14 protein-coding genes, 3 pseudogenes and 1 other annotated feature are annotated in these 16778 nt (G+C 65.0%); of the genes and pseudogenes, 8 read left to right on the top strand and 9 right to left on the bottom strand.

The window, feature by feature from the left end:
* Positions 1-294 precede the first annotated feature (294 nt).
* Positions 295-1371 carry a Hint domain-containing protein gene (locus ATO4_RS26105; RefSeq protein ID WP_245308933.1) on the bottom strand — a complete coding sequence of 359 codons (1077 nt, stop codon included), beginning with the start codon at positions 1369-1371 and terminating at the stop codon, positions 295-297.
* A 38-nt stretch (positions 1372-1409) separates the two neighbouring features.
* Between ATO4_RS26105 and ATO4_RS26100 the strand changes: the two genes are divergently transcribed.
* Positions 1410-1661 (top strand): hypothetical protein, encoded by a 252-nt coding sequence (locus ATO4_RS26100; RefSeq protein WP_083595018.1) that lies wholly within the window; start codon positions 1410-1412, stop codon positions 1659-1661.
* Between the two features lie 329 nt (positions 1662-1990).
* Here the strand turns inward: ATO4_RS26100 and ATO4_RS26095 are convergent.
* The 6 genes from ATO4_RS26095 to ATO4_RS26070 all read right to left on the bottom strand — a co-directional run bounded on the left by ATO4_RS26095 (position 1991) and on the right by ATO4_RS26070 (position 7085).
* A protein-coding gene (locus tag ATO4_RS26095; RefSeq protein ID WP_139802714.1) for an IS3 family transposase occupies positions 1991-3222 on the bottom strand; the annotation gives its coding sequence in 2 pieces (ribosomal slippage) (positions 1991-2931 and positions 2931-3222; 1233 coding nt in all).
* Positions 2822-2938 (bottom strand) — a sequence feature (AL1L pseudoknot). It overlaps the preceding gene by 117 nt.
* Before the next feature lie 75 nt (positions 3223-3297).
* Positions 3298-4680 carry a hypothetical protein gene (locus tag ATO4_RS26090; protein ID WP_083595016.1) on the bottom strand — a complete coding sequence of 461 codons (1383 nt, stop codon included), beginning with the start codon at positions 4678-4680 and terminating at the stop codon, positions 3298-3300.
* Positions 4677-5078: a DUF305 domain-containing protein gene (locus tag ATO4_RS26085; protein WP_245308932.1), complete on the bottom strand. Its 402-nt coding sequence runs from the start codon at positions 5076-5078 to the stop codon at positions 4677-4679. The genes ATO4_RS26090 and ATO4_RS26085 overlap by 4 nt, the downstream gene beginning before the upstream one ends.
* 265 nt (positions 5079-5343) lie before the next feature.
* Complete coding sequence (locus ATO4_RS26080; RefSeq protein WP_083595012.1) at positions 5344-6153, bottom strand: anti-sigma factor; 810 nt, start codon at positions 6151-6153, stop codon at positions 5344-5346.
* Complete coding sequence (locus ATO4_RS26075; RefSeq protein WP_083595010.1) at positions 6150-6665, bottom strand: sigma-70 family RNA polymerase sigma factor; 516 nt, start codon at positions 6663-6665, stop codon at positions 6150-6152. Before ATO4_RS26075 ends, ATO4_RS26080 begins: the two co-directional genes overlap by 4 nt.
* 3 nt (positions 6666-6668) lie before the next feature.
* Complete coding sequence (locus tag ATO4_RS26070; RefSeq protein WP_083595008.1) at positions 6669-7085, bottom strand: nuclear transport factor 2 family protein; 417 nt, start codon at positions 7083-7085, stop codon at positions 6669-6671.
* 137 nt (positions 7086-7222) lie between these two features.
* Between ATO4_RS26070 and ATO4_RS26065 the strand changes: the two are divergent.
* The 7 genes and pseudogenes from ATO4_RS26065 to ATO4_RS28825 all read left to right on the top strand — a co-directional run.
* Positions 7223-7870: pseudogene (locus tag ATO4_RS26065) on the top strand (transposase); the annotation flags it as partial.
* Between the two features lie 1040 nt (positions 7871-8910).
* On the top strand, positions 8911-9732 hold the full coding sequence (locus tag ATO4_RS26060) for a hypothetical protein (RefSeq protein ID WP_139802713.1): 822 nt from the start codon (positions 8911-8913) through the stop codon (positions 9730-9732).
* A 13-nt stretch (positions 9733-9745) separates the two neighbouring features.
* Positions 9746-11194: an FAD-binding protein gene (locus ATO4_RS26055; protein ID WP_210191149.1), complete on the top strand. Its 1449-nt coding sequence runs from the start codon at positions 9746-9748 to the stop codon at positions 11192-11194.
* Complete coding sequence (locus ATO4_RS28185) at positions 11140-11583, top strand: GMC family oxidoreductase (RefSeq protein ID WP_210191148.1); 444 nt, start codon at positions 11140-11142, stop codon at positions 11581-11583. Before ATO4_RS26055 ends, ATO4_RS28185 begins: the two co-directional genes overlap by 55 nt.
* A gap of 3 nt (positions 11584-11586) precedes the next feature.
* Positions 11587-12843, top strand: a complete 1257-nt coding sequence (locus ATO4_RS26050; protein ID WP_210191147.1) for a cupin domain-containing protein — start codon at positions 11587-11589, stop codon at positions 12841-12843.
* Positions 12844-12854: 11 nt separating this feature from the next.
* Positions 12855-14156 carry a cupin domain-containing protein gene (locus ATO4_RS26045; protein WP_083595004.1) on the top strand — a complete coding sequence of 434 codons (1302 nt, stop codon included), beginning with the start codon at positions 12855-12857 and terminating at the stop codon, positions 14154-14156.
* 9 nt (positions 14157-14165) lie between these two features.
* Positions 14166-14537 (top strand): annotated as a pseudogene (locus ATO4_RS28825) (hypothetical protein); the annotation flags it as partial.
* Positions 14538-14590: 53 nt separating this feature from the next.
* Here the strand turns inward: ATO4_RS28825 and ATO4_RS28565 are convergent.
* Both ATO4_RS28565 and ATO4_RS27515 read right to left on the bottom strand, forming a co-directional pair.
* Positions 14591-15421: pseudogene (locus ATO4_RS28565) on the bottom strand (IS256 family transposase); the annotation flags it as partial.
* A 452-nt stretch (positions 15422-15873) separates the two neighbouring features.
* Positions 15874-16440, bottom strand: a complete 567-nt coding sequence (locus ATO4_RS27515) for a hypothetical protein (protein WP_139802712.1) — start codon at positions 16438-16440, stop codon at positions 15874-15876.
* Positions 16441-16778: the final 338 nt, after the last annotated feature.

The raw sequence follows: 16778 nt of genomic DNA, 5'->3' as shown, positions 1-16778 counted from the left end.
AATTTGGGTCCGATGGTTCGAGACCATTGAGGATTTGCGATAGGCCCTGCTCCAATTCCAGAGAACCTACAACGAGCAGTGGATCATCGAGCGCCATGGGCAAAGACCACCGGCCGCGATCAGACAAGAGCAAAACATGAACATCAAGCAAGCCGCTTAAGCGCAGAATATTGTCTCACATCCTTGCCCCGGTACACCTCCGAGCAGCTGGAGCGGATGCGGGTAGAGATGACCGCCGGTTTCCAGCGGATCGAGGAAAAGCTGGATCGGCGGTCATCCCCTCGTTCGGGCTGATCAGCCGGCGCGATATTCGCCGGCGCTCGGCCATGCGCATTGCGATGAAAGATCGGCGTAGAACAGATCGGCGAGACGCTTGCGCTCGGCCTCGACCAGCGGACCGTCGATCTGAACCTCCAGGCAGCGGCCATGCTGACCGGCGGGGATCAGGTCCGGATTGGCGAGGACGTCGTCGAGATCGTTGTCGAACCAGCCGCGCGTGCCCGTGTCGAAGAAGCTTTCCGCGGGCAGCCCGTCGGCCAGAAGGATGTCGTGCTGGTCGAGTTCGATGTGCCAGTAGGTCACCGCCGCCTGCGTGCGCTCAATCGTCGTGCCGTTGATCAGGTTCATGATCGGGACGAGGGCCTCGACGCCGTCCTTTCTCACCAGCACCGGATGGCCAGGCGACAGGAGGACGTCGCGCTGGGGAATGCCCAGACCGAAGGCATTGGCTCGCACTTTGACCGGCGCCATATGCGCCCGCTCGCCCGCACAATCGATCCTGCGCTTGCCGATCCAGATGATCTCACGCGCGGCGCCAGACGCAGTGATCGCCTTCATGCCGAGCTGCAGATCCTCGATGGCGACGGCGCCACCGGGCACGGCAATCCGAGTGCCCGAGGTAAAGCAGATCGCGAACGGCGTGTTGGTCGTCGTGAGGCTCGCCCCTGTAGCATAGGCGTTGCCGTACTGGAACAGGAAATAGCGGCCGTCGTTATAGCGCACGACGAATCCATCACCGTTTGATGTGGATGAGACAAAAGTGAAGGGAAGACCGCTGGCCGTCGTTATAGTGTCGTTGGAGATATCTCCAAGTATATTCAGATTTTCTCCACCGCCGTCGTCATAATCAGACATTAGATAAGAAGGCGTGTAGTCGTACGTTACGGTGTAATTGTTAGCAGAGTCTCGGGTAACACGAAGAAGATCCATCGGCGCTGTCGTAGCCATTGCAATCGTGTATCCCGCATGAGCAAAAAAGCGAACTTCCAGCGAGGCCGACGCGATACGAAACAGTTTGTGACCGACACCACCGTGTGACCGATTTATGATCAAGACTTCCCGTTTGTCGAGTGACGAAACGGCCTGCTGCAATGATCGCAGCGTGTGTGCCAAAAACGATACGAGCGGAGATGGCCTGGGTTGATCATCGCGACAGCGAGACCGTCGGCAAGGCCCGGGTCACCGCGCTGGAGGCGATGGTCGAGGTCATCGCTGACCTCGCCGCCAACATCCACAAGACGAACGTCCTGACCGACCGCGAGGAGGAGGAGGAGCGGGAGCGCCGGGACCGCGAGCGGCTGATCCACGAGAACGAACAACTGATGCGGGATCTGAAGGAAGCGCAGCGGCGGACCGGGGATGCTGCCATGCGCCGGGATTGACGGACCCCGCCTGCCATATGCCGCGCCCGTCGCTCCTCATAGGGTAGCGGTCTCGCTTCGTATCAGCCGATGGGATCGCCAGATTGAACAGCAGCGTGTTCGTCCGGGCTCGTTGCGATAGCCAAGCCGCTCGCGTTCTTGCGAGACAGGTCTCGGGCTTCCTCGGCCACCCCGAGCAGGCACTGCTGCCGCATGCCTGGCGCCCGGCGCAGGCGTAGTATCTGTATTTACCGGATTTGCCCGTACGCATGGTCATTGCTGAAACACACTTGGCACAGGTCAGGAGACTGAACCGCCCCGACTTTCCCGGAGACCGGTCGGCTTGAATCCTACGCGGCGATCGGGACCGCCTCAAGCTGTGCGTAGTATGCGGCTTCCGCCTCGGCGGGCGGGATGTTGCCGATCGGCTCGAGCAGCCGGCGATGATTGAACCAGTCGACCCATTCGAGGGTGGCGAACTCGACGGCTTCGAAGCTGCGCCACGGCCCGCACCGGTGGATCACCTCGGTCTTGAAGAGGCCGTTGATCGTCTCGGCGAGAGCGTTGTCGTAGGAATCCCCGACACTGCCAACGGAGGGCTCGATGCCGGCGTCGGCCAGCCGCTCGGTGTAGCGAAGGCTGACATATCGCGAGCCCCTATCGCTATGGTGCACGAGCCCGCTACCGGCGAAGGGCCTCCGGTCTTGAAGCGCCTGCTCGAAAGCGTCGAGGACGAAGTCGGCATGAGCGGTCCGTGAGACGCGCCAGCCGACAATCCGGCGGGCGAAGGTATCGATGACGAAGGCGACGTAGACAAAACCTTTCCATGTGGCCACGAGCGTGAAGTCGCTGACCCACAGGGCATTCGGTCGCGGTGCCTGGAACTGGCGATTGACCCGATCCAGCGGACAGGACGAGGCTTTGTCGCTGATTGTCGTCCCGACCGGCTTGCCACGGACGACGCCTTTCAAGCCCATGCTCCGCATCAGCCTGGCGACCGTGCAGCGGGCGACGTCGATGCCCTCGCGCTTCAATTGGCGCCAGACCTTCCGCACACCATAGACGCCGAAGTTCGCCTCAAAGACACGGCGGATCTCGCCGCAGAGGTCGCCATCGCGGCGTTCTCGGGCCGGCCTGCGAGATGGATTCCGCTGGCAGGCGGCGTGCTCGTAATACGTCGACGGGGCGATCGGCAGAACCCGGCAGATCGGCTCGACCCCGTAGGCATCGCGATGGTCGTCGATGAACCTCTTCATGGCTTGAACCGGCAGTCGAGCTCCGCCTGGGCAAAATACGCCGATGCCTTGCGCAGGATCTCATTGGCTTGGCGCAGCTCGCGAACCTCGCGTTCGAGAGCCTTGATCCCGTCGCGCTCCTCGCTCGTCTGCCCGGCGCGCACGCCCTGATCCCGCTCGGCCTGCTGCACCCATTTGCGCAATGTCTCGCCCGAGCAGCCGATCTTCGCCGCTATGGAGGAAATCGCCTCCCACTGCGACGCGTGATCGGCGCGATGCTCTCGAACCATTCGGACAGCCCGCTCACGGACCTCCTGCGAATATCTCTTCGATGTTTGCTTCGTCATGATGACCCCATTCTCTCAGGAAATGAGGTCTCCGGGAAAGCCGGTGCGGTTCACCCTTCTCAACCCAAACCCTCTTCAGCGACTGGTCAGGACCGGGGCCGCGCTCATCTGCGAGCCCTCGAGCACGACGAGCCGCGGCGGTTTCCCCGCAACCAGCTCCCCCGGCGCGGCGATCCTGCGGACCGGGCCGATGCTCGATGCCATGCCGGCGCCCTTGTCGTTGGTCTTCAACACCACGACAGGTTCGTCCCGACCCTCGAAGAACACGCCGTACTCGGTCATCGGCTTCAGCTTGGCGACGCTGACGTCGATCGCGTCGACGAGACCCAGATTGCGCGACACGACCATGCCCGAGCCGGCCACGCCGTCAGGGGCACGCAGCGTCAGGATCAGATTCTCCGGCCCGGTCTTCAGCGCCGTGAGATTGTCGGTGCCTCCCCCCTGCGGCGCCGCGCCGGGCACGTAGACGAGAGCCTGGGGCGCCTGGCCGACCGGGATCTCGGCAATGACCTTCTGCGCCGCCGTATCGATCACGTCGACCTTGTCGCCGTTCTCCAGCCCGACATAGATGCGGCTGCCGTCTTCCGATCCCCAGATACCGTGCGGAAGGGCACCGACGGGGATGGTCGCGAGAAGCGCGGTCTTCGATCCCGGTTTGAAGACCTTCACGACGTTCTCGCCGCCGATCGTGACGTAGATCAACGTTTCGCCATTCACGGTGCCGAAGCCGACATGGTTGGAGATCGGCCCGCTGTCGATGACCTCCTTCACCTCGAGCGTTTGGGCATCGACGCGCGTGATCTTGCCGAGGTCCTTGTGCGTCAGCCAGACGTCGCGGCCGTCCGGGCTCACCTGCACGAAGGGCACGAAGGGCGAGACGACAGGGATCCGTTTGACGAGATCGTGGCTCGCGACGTCGAAGACCTCGAGCACCGGATTGAAGGAGTTGGCGACGAAGGCGAGCTTGCCGTCGCCGGAGAACTTGGTCATGCCGGGGCCGCTCGTCGTCGGAATGCGGCCGGTTTCCCTGAAGGTCGTGGCATCGATCACCGAGAGGTAGTCCTCGCCGCGGACAGTCGCCCAGACTTCCCTGCCATCGGGCGTGAAGAAAGCCTCGTGCGGATTGCGCCCGACATAGGTCCTGCCCTTCACGGCGTTGGTCGCGGTGTCGATGAAGGTCACCGAGTTCGTCACCGTGGACACGGCGACGAGCGTCTTGTGATCCGGCGAGAAGCCGAGCCCGTGCACGTTGACCTCGCCCTTGTAGAGGGGGCTGAGAACATCCGGGCGCGGATTGCCGAGCCGGATCTGGCCCAGCAGCTTGTTCCCGGCGGGGTCGATGACCGAGACCGTGTTGGAATTCTGGTCGGCGGTGTAGACGCGGTCGGAGGCGGCCGGCAGCGCGAAGGCCGACGTCGAGACGAGAAGCGCGGCGGCGAGGATGGCGGTGCGGGTCATGGGATCTCCTGGACGGGTGCGGCCTTGTCGGCGGATGCGGCGAGCAGCGAGCGCATGAGGGCGATCTCGTAGGTCTGCTCGGTGATGATGGATTGGGCGAGGTTGCGGATCGCCGGATCCTCGGTCGAGCCGAGCACGGCCTTCGCCATGTCGATCGCGCCCTGATGATGCGGGATCATCTGCGACAGGAAGTCGTGCTCGGGAGCGCCGGTCACCGGGGCGGACATCATGCCGGCATGCATCGTCTCCATCGCCTCGGCGATGGCTTCGGCATAATGCGAACCGGCGGATGTGGCCGGCGCCATCGCCGAGTGCTGGTGTGCGGGCGCCTCTTGCGCCTCGGTTCGGGAGAGCGAGCCCCCGGCGCAGGCAAGGGTCAGGAAGAGCATCTTCAACATGGGATCGGAGGGTCCTCGAAGCACGGGGTCAAGGAGAAGACGTCGGCCGATCGCGTTCATTCCCGTGGTCGCGTCTTTTATTTTTGGGGGACGCGAAGTCCCGACCGGATCCGATGCTGCCGGACAGACGCTGGACGAAACCGACCGCCTTGATCGATCGGAACGACCACACCGCGTCGGTACCCGGACAGTGCGCGGCGCCTGGAGAGGCGATCTCTTCGTCTCACGCCCGGCCACGGCAACGAGACGTGAGACTGGTCGGGCGTCACAGCGTCCGGCCGGACAGGCTCGGCGCCGGGCGGTTCAGGCTTTCGTAGACGGCCGTCGCTGCCTGCATCAGCCGCTCGCGCGAGGCCTGCGCCGACACGACATAGCCAAGGCCGGCGTCGCGCCAGAAGAGGGCGGAGACGCCGTCCTCCTCGACGAACTGGAACGACGTCTCGTCCTTCTCGTCGGTCTTGATGAACAGCGTCAGCCGCGTGCCCTGGTCGTCGTCGTACATCAGCATCGCGGCAGGACCCGCGCCCGCCGGCAGGAGCCGCCCGCCCATCAGCCGATAGCCGAGCGCCGTCAGGTCGGGGGCCGACAGTCGCGTCCCCAGCCGCTTCGACAGCCATTGCAGGAGATGCGCCTTCTCGTCGGCGCGCACTTCGACGGGATGGACCACCTCGACCACGAAGGTGCGATGCGCCGCGATCGCCTCGTCGGCCATGACGGCCACGCGCGTCGGCAGCGCTGGCGCGCGCAGGACGTCGTTCGCCAGCCACCCGCCCATGCTGCCGAGGATCACCCAGCCCATGACGGCCGCGATCCGCAGGCGAGTGGCCGCGAAGCGGCCGTGCCGGGCCGCGCGGATGTTCGCGATGCGAAGCCGCGCGGGGATCGGCTCATCCGCCTTGAAGACCAGCCGCTGGCGCAGCCCCTCTGCGATCTCGCGGTCGCGCTCGAGGGCCGAGGCGGTCTCCGGTCGCTCGGCGAGATAGGCCTCGACCTTGGGCTGGCGCTCGGCGGGCAGCCGTCCATCCACATAGGCTTGCAGGTCGTCCTCGCCGACGGGCGTGTCCCTGCCACTCATTTGACTCTCCTCAGGGGCGAGCGCGTCCCGGTCTCCAGGAAGCTCCGCAACCTCTCGCGCGCCCGCGACAGGCGCGACATCACGGTGCCGACAGGCAAGCCGATCACCCGCGCGGCCTCGTCGTAGCTCATGTCCTCGACGCCGACGAGCAGGAGGATGGTGCGGTGCTCCTCGCTCAAAGCGTCGAGCCCGGCAAGAATGTCGCGCAGCCCGGCGCGGCCCTCCTGGTCGCCGTCAACCGCCGGCGGCGACGTCATTTCCTCGAGTGCCACATGCGGGCCGCGCCGGCTGCGCTGGCGCAGGCCCGAGAGGTGGAGATTGCGCAGGATGGCGAACAGCCAGGCGCGCAGGTCGCCGTCGGGCCGGCGCAGGTGCCAGCGCCCGACGGCGCGCTCGAGGCAATCCTGGACGAGATCGTCGGCGGCATCGCGATCGCGCACGAGCGCGAAGGCATAGCGCCTCAGGCCTGGAATGAGCGGTTCGATCCGCGCCGCGATCTCGTCGGTGGACATGCCTTACTTCGCCAGCGCGGGGTCGATCTGCCAGATCTCGTCGGTGAGCTTGCCATCCCGGAACACCATGACGTAGCGCACCGGGATCTTCTTGTCGTTGGCGAAGACGACATCGGCGACGACCGTCCCGCCTTTCGGGTTCATGCTCTCGCGCATGTCGAGGACGGTCGCCTTGAGGCCGGTCTGCGCCTTGGCGAACTTGCCCCAGGTCGCGGCGATCGCCGAGCCCGTATAGGTGCCGTCGAGCGGGCCGCCGACCCAGTGGAGGGTGGCCGACGGTGCATAGGTGGCGGTGACCGCGGCGGTATCGCCCTTGGCGATCGCATCGATATGCGCCTTGGCCAGGTCGCCGGTGGGGCCGGCAAGCGCGGCCGAGGTCCCGGCGGCGAGAATGGCGATGGCTGCGAGGAGGGTCTTCATGGCTCGGTGTCCTTGGGTTCAGCCGCGATTGGCAAACGAAAGACGCCGACGAACGGCGCGTATTCCCTCCCGATCGAAAATTTGAGACGAGCAGGGTCCCGTCGGCTCAGGAGGGAACGTCCGATAGTGGGGGGTAGAACAAAGCCGCCGTCTACGACCTCCTGTTCCAGGCGGCGTCACGCACGATGACGACGATCGCCGCCGATCCGAAGCATCTCGGCGCCCGCATCGGCCTCACCGCGGTACTGCATACGTGGGGCTCGGCGATGACCCATCATCCCCATCTCCACATGATCGTCCCAGGCGGCGGGCTTTCACCGGGCGGATCACGCTGGATCGCTTCGCGCCCGGCCTTTCTCTTGCCCGTGCGGGTACTGGGCGCCTTGTTCCGTCGCCTGTTTCTCGAAGGGCTCGCCGATCTTCATGCGCGCGGCAAACTCGTCTTCTGCGGTGCGCTTGCGCATCTCGCCGACGGCAAAGCCTTCGCCCGGCATCTGACACCCGTCCGCAGGAAGCGCTGGGTCGTCTACGCCAAGCCACCCTTCGCCGGGCCGAAAGCCGTTCTCGCCTTTCTGTCGCGCTACACCCACCGCGTCGCCATCTCCTCGTGGCGCATCACCGCCTTCGACGGGGCGAACGTCACCTTCCGCGTCAAGGACTACCGCCAGGACGGCACCGCCCGCCACCGCACGCTTACGCTCGAGGCCGGCGAGTTCATCCGCCGCTTTCTCCTCCACATCCTGCCCAAGGGCTTCCATCGCATCCGGCATTATGGGCTGCTTGCCGGCGCAGATCGCGAAGCCAAACTCGATCATGTTCGAGACAGGATCGCCCGGCAGCAACCGTCGCCGGCGGCCTCGTCGACCCCGGCATCCGAAGAACCGACGGAGCCGCACGAACGCGAGCCTTCGCAGGCCTTTGTGTTCCAGCCCTGCCCATGCTGCGGGGCGCCATGCGGCGCGTCGCCATCCTGCCGAGCCTCGCCCGAGCCCGGGCGCCACCCTTTACCTGCAAGACCACCGGGCGGTCGCCGCCATGACCAGAAACCGCGAGCCCATTTCGACCTGCCGCACCGCGCCGCTTCGGCCGCTGGCGCTACTCGTGCCCATCAAGGCTGTGACAGCCATACGGGCGGGAAAATCCGAAATCCAACGTCGCGAGGGGCTTCGAAAGCGCGGGAGCAGGGTCCGATGCGTCCGGCAATCGCCGCAACCTCATCAGGAATCCGTGAATTCGAGATCGTCAAGCCGACGCGCAGCCGATCGCGGTCTCTGAAATCCCCATAAACGCCGTGGACGCAGACCCGCTCGTTCGTGCTTGGGCGGTTGTCGGACGCCGGCCCATCATAACGCGGTAATCGTCGCGCTCGCCGGCATTCGAAAACCCTCACCCAAGCTGTCGTCGCCAGAGCAGCTGCGGAATAGTCAAAGCGGACATTCGCCACCGAGATCTTAGGGCATGTTGCGCGCCGCCTACCACAGTCAAAAATTCAACTCCAATGGACGCAGCTGCTACTTGACAATGCGGCTTACCTCTTGCAACGTAAAGGCGTTTCAATGACGTTGAATACACCCATCTATACAGCCTAGGCCGCTCAATGAACGCTCGAGACGGGGAGTACGTCTTAAACCACTGTGTTAAGCCAATCACTCGGCTGCGCCGTGTTCCTGACCTCGCCGAGGAGGAGGCCGCGGCAGCCTTCCGAGGTGAAGTTGCCGAGTGCTGGCGTTTTCCAGTCGTCGATGTGCCCCGTGCGGATGATCCGGAGAGCAATGTCGTTACGTTCGTGTGCAAGACGTCGCCCGGAGACACGCGCGAGTACACAGTGCTCGGGACGTTTGCGGGGCTCAACCGGCCGATCGGCATGGAGGTCGTCGAGTTCGCCGGCAACGACACGGGCTACCGTGCGGTGACGGTGCTTGTGCGGAAGGCTCAAGTCCACTACTACAGGATCGGACGCGAAGGCCGGTTTTATCTCGACCCGATCAACCCGCAGCGGGCGACGTGGGCGACGGGGCGGGTGTGGTCCCGCTTCTTCACCGACGGGTACCTGCAGCCGATCGTGCTCGAAACCTGGGAGGTGCGGCTGCTCTACCGGCTGATGGAGCAGATCCTGCCGTTTCGCAATCCGGACTCGGAGAACTTCCTCAAGCGGTACTATTTCGGCCTGAACCGGGAGCAGCGCAAGAACGAGCTGCCCAAGGTCTTCCGGCTTGACGAGTCGGTCGGCGAGGTGAACGCGGTCGATAAGCTCTTGGCTCGCGAGGAGGCGCACCGGCTGATCGACTACAAGCTGTGCCTGCGCCAGATCGTGCGGGCGCTGCGCGCGCAGAACCCCTACCTCGACCCCAGTGAGCTGCCGGCGGAGGACTACGTGCAGCTCTACGAGGCGATGGCGGCGAGCCGGAACCGCGACCGCAAGATCTCTGGCTGGGACTACGACGAATACGCGGACCCCTCGTACTTCCTTTACGTTCTGCGCCGCCACGCCGTCACGGCGGCGTTCGGTCATCCGCGCTACGCGGGCAATGTCGGCGCCGCCGGGTGGGCGTACCTCGAGGAGCGCTACAGCGACCCCGTCGGCACACTGTTTGACTGGCGGGCGGCGCTCGAGGCGCCGCTCGGCACGAGCCCGCACTACCGCTGAACCGGGGCCGAAAATGGTACAATCCTTCGATGTCGTGATCGTGGGCAGCGGAGCGGGCGGTGCGCCGATAGCCAACCGGCTGGCGAAGGCGGGCAAGAGCGTCCTCGTCATAGACAAGGGGCCGCTGCTGCGCCCGAACGACCAGGGCGCGCGCAGCGACTTCCGCCGCGACGAGCTCTACGCGTCGGGCGCCGAGAAGATCTTCAAGGTGCCGGGGCTGAAGAACACGGGCGTGTCGTACTACAGCAGCCACATCGAGCCCGACATCAACGACGAGCCGCACGTCTACCGCGACCATGACGGCGACCGCGGCACGATCGAGGGCTACACCGCGCAGGTGGTCGGCGGCGGCACGCAGCTCTACGGCGGCGTCTCGCTGCGCTTCACACCGACCGACCTTGCGCTGCGCACCTTCGCTGAGAGCCGGGCGGGCCCGGTGAAGGAGGACCCTAATGGCGACGTGACGCGCGAGGCACGCGACTGGCCGGTGAGCTACGCCGAGATGGAGCCCTACTACGGCGAGGCTGAGATGCTGGTCGGCATTAACGGAACGCGCGCCAACCAGCAGAAGCCATTCAGCGCCGACCGCTACCAGAAGCCGCTGCAGCCGAACCCGATCAGCGAGGGTGCGCGGCTTGGGATGATCGAACTCGGCAAGCGGCTCGGGTCGAACGTCGCGCCGTACCGCACCCCGCTCGCCGTGATCACGGAGGACCATGCGCCGAGCGGACGCACGATTCCGCGCGACGATACCGGCTTGCCGGACTCCGAGGCGGCGAAGACGAGCTACGTCAACAGATTCGGCGACCCCCTCGGGTTGAAGTCGAGCACCTGGGTGGCGCTGCTCGCGCCCCTCGAGACGCTGCCAAACTTCACGATCTGGCCGAACTGCGTGGTGACGCAGATCGTGGCGCAGGGCAACAAGGTGACGGAGGTGCGCCTCATCGGCCCCGGCGGCGAGGCGCGGGCGGTGACGGGGAAGCTCGTGGTCGTGGCGTGCTCGGCGATCGAGACGTCGCGGCTGTTGCAGCTGTCGGCCGCGGATGGCGACTTCTCCGCGCGGATCAACGTCAGCGGGCTCCTCGGCCGGTACTTCCTGACGCACTGCTTCGGCGGGGCGCGAGCGATCGTGCCGACCCGCGTCGACAAGTCGAAGGCGCTCGACGCCGACTGGGCGACGGACGCCTGCGCAACGGACGACTTCCTTCACGACAAGGGGCTGTGGGCGGGGCCGCGATCTACAACAACACCTCCGACCAGGCGCTGCCGCTGTCACTGTTCCGCACCCACGGCAGCCAGGACCTCGACACATTGTGGAAGGGGTTCATGCACAGCGCCGACATCAGGGGCGACCGGTTTATCGACTTTATGGACGAGGAGTTTGGCCGCGGGCTGTCGATCAGCTTCATGGCGAACCAGGTGCCGCAGCGCGACAACCGGATCGAGCTGCATCCCACTGTAAAGGATAAATGGGGCCGACCAGTCGCCTACATCATCAAGGACTGGCACCAGCACGACGTCTACATGATGGACGTGATGGCCGAGCAGTGCGGGAACGTGCTGCGCTTCGGGCTCGACCCTGTGAACCACAACTTCGGCGTCGGCGGCCAGGGCTCGATCTACATGGCCGAGAACGCGCTGGCGCGGATGGCGAACCACATCCTCGGGGGGGCACGGTTCGGCAGCGACCCCGGCGACAGCGTGCTCGATCCGACATGCAGGGCGTGGGAGTTCGACAACCTCTACGTCACCGACGGCTCGTTCATGCCGACCTCGGGCGGCGGCAACCCAACGCTGACGATACAGGCGAACTCGCTGCGCGTCGCCGACCACCTCCTGACGAGGCTCTGAGCCATGGATCCGCGATTCCAGCTGATCGAGACTATCGACGAGGAGAAGCTCGAGGCGCTGAAGGCGGAAGGGCCGCGGTTCGGCGCCCGAACCTCGGCGCCATGGAACCAGGTGTTCCGCGTCGTCTTCTTCCCCGACCGGATTTACCACGCGCAGTATCTCAACGCGACGCGCAGCCCGCGCTACCAGTACAACGTCACCGAGGTGCGCGGACGGGCGGACTTCATCGTAATGAAGGCCGAGGTCTATCTCGACGGCAACTATCTGTGCAACGCGCTTCGCTTCGAGTACCGCGCGGGGCGGCTGATCGAGCAGACGCGCGAGAGGGGGCGGCGGCTGTGCAACGAGGTCCTCGCCTGGGTTGAGCTCGAGCATGAGGACGCAAGCCTCAACGCGGGGCTGAGACGCTACGTCAAGCTGTTCCTCGACGAGACGGTGAATTGCTACCAGGTCGAGATATGGGAAACCCTGGAGACGCCCGAGACGAGTTCGCACTCCTTTAAGGTGCTCGACATGATGGGGCTGCACAAGCCGATCACCGTGGTGCCGGGATTTCGCCCCGCGCTGCGGGAGCTGAAGAAGATCCACTCGGTGAAGGCGTCGTTTCGCGAGGGCGAGCTCGACCGGCCGCTGAACTACAGGATCAACGACCCCGGCGAGGACAACGATTACTCGCGCTCGCACCAGGAGCCGAACAGCCGCTGGCCGAACGCTAACGAGAACACCGTGCTCGACAGGTACTACGCCGTTGACTTCCAGCGCGCGTACGTGCGCGACGCGCGCAAAATCACCCCCGTGCTCTACCAGAACGCGATGATGGAGAGCACCAGCGCGGACTATCGCCACAACGCGCCCCCGGTCGAGGGGGAGATGGACGGGTCGAAGAACGTGATGGGGATGCGTTGGATCATCCAGCGCCAGCTCGGCGGCACGATCGTCTATTTCCACGAGGTTGAGATACCGCCCGGCGCGGTGGAGGGAACGCACCAGCACGTCGGTTCGGAGGAACTCTACTACTTCACCGAGGGCGCGGGTATCGCCTACGTCGGTGACGGCGACGACCCTGAAGTCGACGCGACCTATCCGCTGGTGAAGGAGGACCCCGAGATCTACCTCGTCGGCGTGCGCAAGTGCCGCGAGGTGCCGGTGAAGCCGGGGATGACGATCTTCACCAAGAGCGGCGGCATTCACGGCGTGCGAAACCCGGCAAATAACACGCAGCCGCTGAAGTTCGTGGCCTTCGGCTACCACTCGTCCTGACGGAGACGGTTATGCCCGCCACGATCGCTGACGATCCGGTCCTGCGCATCGCCCCCGGCACGGCGCCGGACTACGACAGTGCCAACCCGCTGATGAAGCTGATGCGGCTCAGCGAGCTGCAGCACCTTGCTGCCGAGCGGCACTTCTACCTGACCGACGACCTGCAGGCGCTGTTGCCGTTCAGCCACCTGACGCTGGTCGGCCCGCAGGGGGAGGCGGCCGACGTCCTCGACCCCAAGGCGCAGGACAGCAAGACCGACTTCCAGAAACAAAACGTGCGCGATTTCGTCATCACCGACACTTACCTGCTGCGCGGGTGGGTGACCGTGCAGGCCTGGCAGGAACTCGGCGCCTACGAGCCTTATCCGGATAGGATCGTGCCGTTCATCAAGCTGTCCTACCAGGGCGGACCGGACTCCAAGCTCGCGGTGGCCATGGGGCGATTGCCGGGCGACTCGATCCGGCTCTACGTCAAGGTCAACGGGCGCGAGGCGGGCGAACTTGTCAGGGTGCCGCTCAACGAGACGACGGATCGCTATGAGATCGAGTTCTGGGGCGACCATCGGCGCGACCTCCGCGCGATGTTCTCCGCCGACGGTGACGTTCGGGCGCTGGCGGCGCTCGATCGGGGCGAGCTCGTCACCCGGCCGGATCTCATCGCCGGCGAGCGGCAGGATTTCGCGCGCGAGGGCAAGGACGACGTCGACGTGACGACCGTCTCGCCCTACTGCGCGATGCATCCGGTGCGCACGCTGAAGGTGGAGGTGGCTTGGGCTGACCAGAGCGGCACCGTGTGGGACTCGAATGACGGACGCAACTATCGCTACGAGTTCAACATGCCGCTGCGCGGGTGGGACGCGTACCTCAAGGCGGGGGTCAGCGCCAACCCGCACGGCGGCGTCGGCATCCTGCACTATCGCAATTTGATGTCGAACTACTTCGGCTTCGCGGGCAGCCGAGAGCTGGGACGCGTGGTGGAGCCCTGGCAGTTCGACGCCTACGGCAACAAAGCGCAGGGGGAGCGGTACGAGAATTTCTTCTCGCTCGACTATGTCGACCTTCACATCCTCAAGAACGACTGCGGGATCGGGTTGCACCGGCACCGGGACAACCAAGAGATCTTCTTCATGCTGAAGGGACAGGCGATGATGATCACCGGCGACTGGTACCAGCAGCCGGAGCGCGAGCGCTGTTTCGAGCTGCGCACGCTGAAGGAGGGGCACTACGCGCTTCTGAAGCCGGGCATGCTGCACGGGCTGATGAACGCCACCGACAACGATATCCATCTCCTGATGTTCGGGGGCTACGACTGAGGCGAACTGATGCCAGCCGATCAGAGCCGCGTCGGTCCCGGCACGCCGATGGGAGCGAACCTAGTCCCCGTAGGCTGCACGTTCCGTGTGCGGGCGCCGTGGGCGCTGGAGGTCTCGGTGTGCGGGACGTTCAATGGGTGGCGAACGGACTATGAGGCGTGCTGGCTGGTGCGCGACCGAGCGGGCTACTGGTCCGGATACGCCGTCGGCGCGGCCGGGCTGGACGAGTACAAGTTCCACGTCGTCGGCCCGGGCACGCGCGGGTTCAAGCGCACCTACGCGCGCAACCTGACGACGCCGGACTGGAACTGCGTGCCCTCCGGCGAGGAGGATGATCGCGCCCGGCTGATGCTGTCGGCCATGATCGCCGCCGCCAAAGCCGACGGCTATATCGACGCCGATGAGGAAAATGCGATCTTCGGCAAGATCTACGACTTGTTGAGGACGTTGGCGATCTTGTGGTCCCAGCAGCGCTGGTGCCTCGTTCCGGGAAAGATCTCCTCGAGCGCCGTCCAGAAGCCCATGGCGCCGTCTTCGACCGCAATCTCCGGGGCAGTGCAAAGGCCCCGAGCCTTCAGGTCGACGAGCAGTTCCCGCCAACTTTGGGCACTTTCGCGAACCCCGACCTGGAAGCCGACAAGCTCCTTCTTGCCCTCGGGTGTCGCGCCGATGATGACCAGCATGCAGGCAGCATCGTCTTCCATGTGGGCCTGGAGGTAGACACCGTCCGCCCAGATATAGACGTAGCGGCGGGCCGACAGTTCGCGGCGCTGCCAGCGGTCATATTCACTCTGCCAGTCGTCCTTGAGGCGGCCGATGACAGAGGGAGAGAGGCCAGGGGCTCCCTTGCCGAGCAGCGCCGCAAGAGCTTCCTGAAAGTCGCCCGTCGAGATGCCGCGCAGAGACAGGACCGGCGGCAGCGCATCGAGGCTCTTCGTCCGGCGCGCCCATTTCGGCAGGATCGCCCAGGTGAACGTCACTCGGGCACCGCCCTCGCCAGATCCGTCGTCAGCATCGGCGCCGCGGTCGCGAACCTGCGCACGCCGAACCGACACCGGGCCGATGCCCGTTTGGATGGTTCGCTCCCGGCAATGGCCATGGCGCACAAAGCGAGCCCGGCCGTCGCCCAATCGCTTCTCCTGCATCGCGGCCAGGAACGTCTAGTCTTCCGCCTCGATCGCCTCGGCAAGCAACCGGCGGGCGCCCTCGCGCAGCACCGGGGTCAGAGGATCCTCGATCGCGTCGGGATGTCGGAAAGCGGAAATGGTGGCATCTGTCGTTACAGCGTATCGCTCCCTCTGGAGGTTCGGGCTGGCTTCAACAACCGCCCCGATACGCCGCCTTTCTCACACCGTCATCACCCAGGTTCCGCCATAGCTCGAGCTTCGACTGTGACCTTTCTGGCCGTCTTCGTCCAGAGCATGCCCATGAACTTCTCTCGGACGGAAACCGGCACGCCGGCGGCATCGCACGCAGCTGCGAAATTATGACGCGTCGAATGCGCCACATGCCGCTTGTCGCTCGTCACCTCGTCGATTCGCCTCGCCAGCCGCTTCGAAAGGGCTGACGAGTAGCATCCTTACTTGTCCCGGTCCGCACTGAGGAAAGAGCTGGGTGCGAACCCTGTCCCAACTCCTGCGCTTCTCGACGAAGTCGAGGAAGCCATCGGCAATCAAGGCCGGGTGGATAGGCAGCACGCGCCTGGAACTCGCGGTCTTCAGGTTAAGCTCCCTGCGCCGCTCGCGATGGATGGGCTCGCCATCACCAAGATGCAGAAGGTCGATGCACCAGCGCCCATTGATGTGCCGGGTGTCGAGAGGTGAGAGGACCGCGCACTCGTCGAGGCGAAGCCCTGTGCGAGGGAGGATCCGGATCCACCAGTGGTCGGGCGAGTTCCTCGGCTTACGGTCGGAGATGACCCGAAGCGCCGCGAGATGATGCGGTTCGAACGGGAGGCGTTCCTCAGGTGCATCGATTTCGACGCCGTCTTCTCCTTTGACCCGCTTCGAAGCGATGCCGTCGAGCGGATTCCGCTCGATGATGCCAAGGGAAACGAAATGGTGAACAGTGTCTTGATCGGCGATAGATACTTTGCGTCGACCGACACAGGGTCAATCTGCGGCACCGGGATCGCGAGTTCGGAGTTCAGTTTGATCTGCAAGAGAGGGTCGTCGGTCCGGAAGCGCTGCTTCGCTTTCACCGGAATCTGGTCAACGACGTCCCGGAAGCAATGCATGTCCTCGACACTGTAGCTGCCAATGGGCTTGTCTCCGGCGATGGCCATGAAGACACGGATCCGGCCGGGGTAGTCGGCCAGGTGCTTCGCCTTTTCGCCGAGTTCCCCGCGCTTCTTGTCAAGAGACGCAGGCACTCGCGACGACAGCGCATCCTCCGAGCCAGGCCGCGCCAATGCCCGTTTGACGGCAGCTTCTAACCCTTTCTCCTACCATGGCCGCGACATCGTCCTCCGGTGTAGAGTTTTCTGAGACAAGATTTTGGGCTTGAGTGGCTCCGTTGAGGAGGAGCCATGACAGACGAGAAGAGCGCCAGGGCGGGGGAGACGGAACGCGGCCATCACGCAGGAGACGGCTCGCCCGCCACGCCGCGCCAGCGGCGTATGTC

Source organism: Aurantimonas sp. 22II-16-19i (genome assembly GCF_002088275.1).
Lineage (GTDB): Bacteria > Pseudomonadota > Alphaproteobacteria > Rhizobiales > Rhizobiaceae > Jiella.
This window is presented reverse-complemented; position numbering and strand designations above follow the sequence as displayed.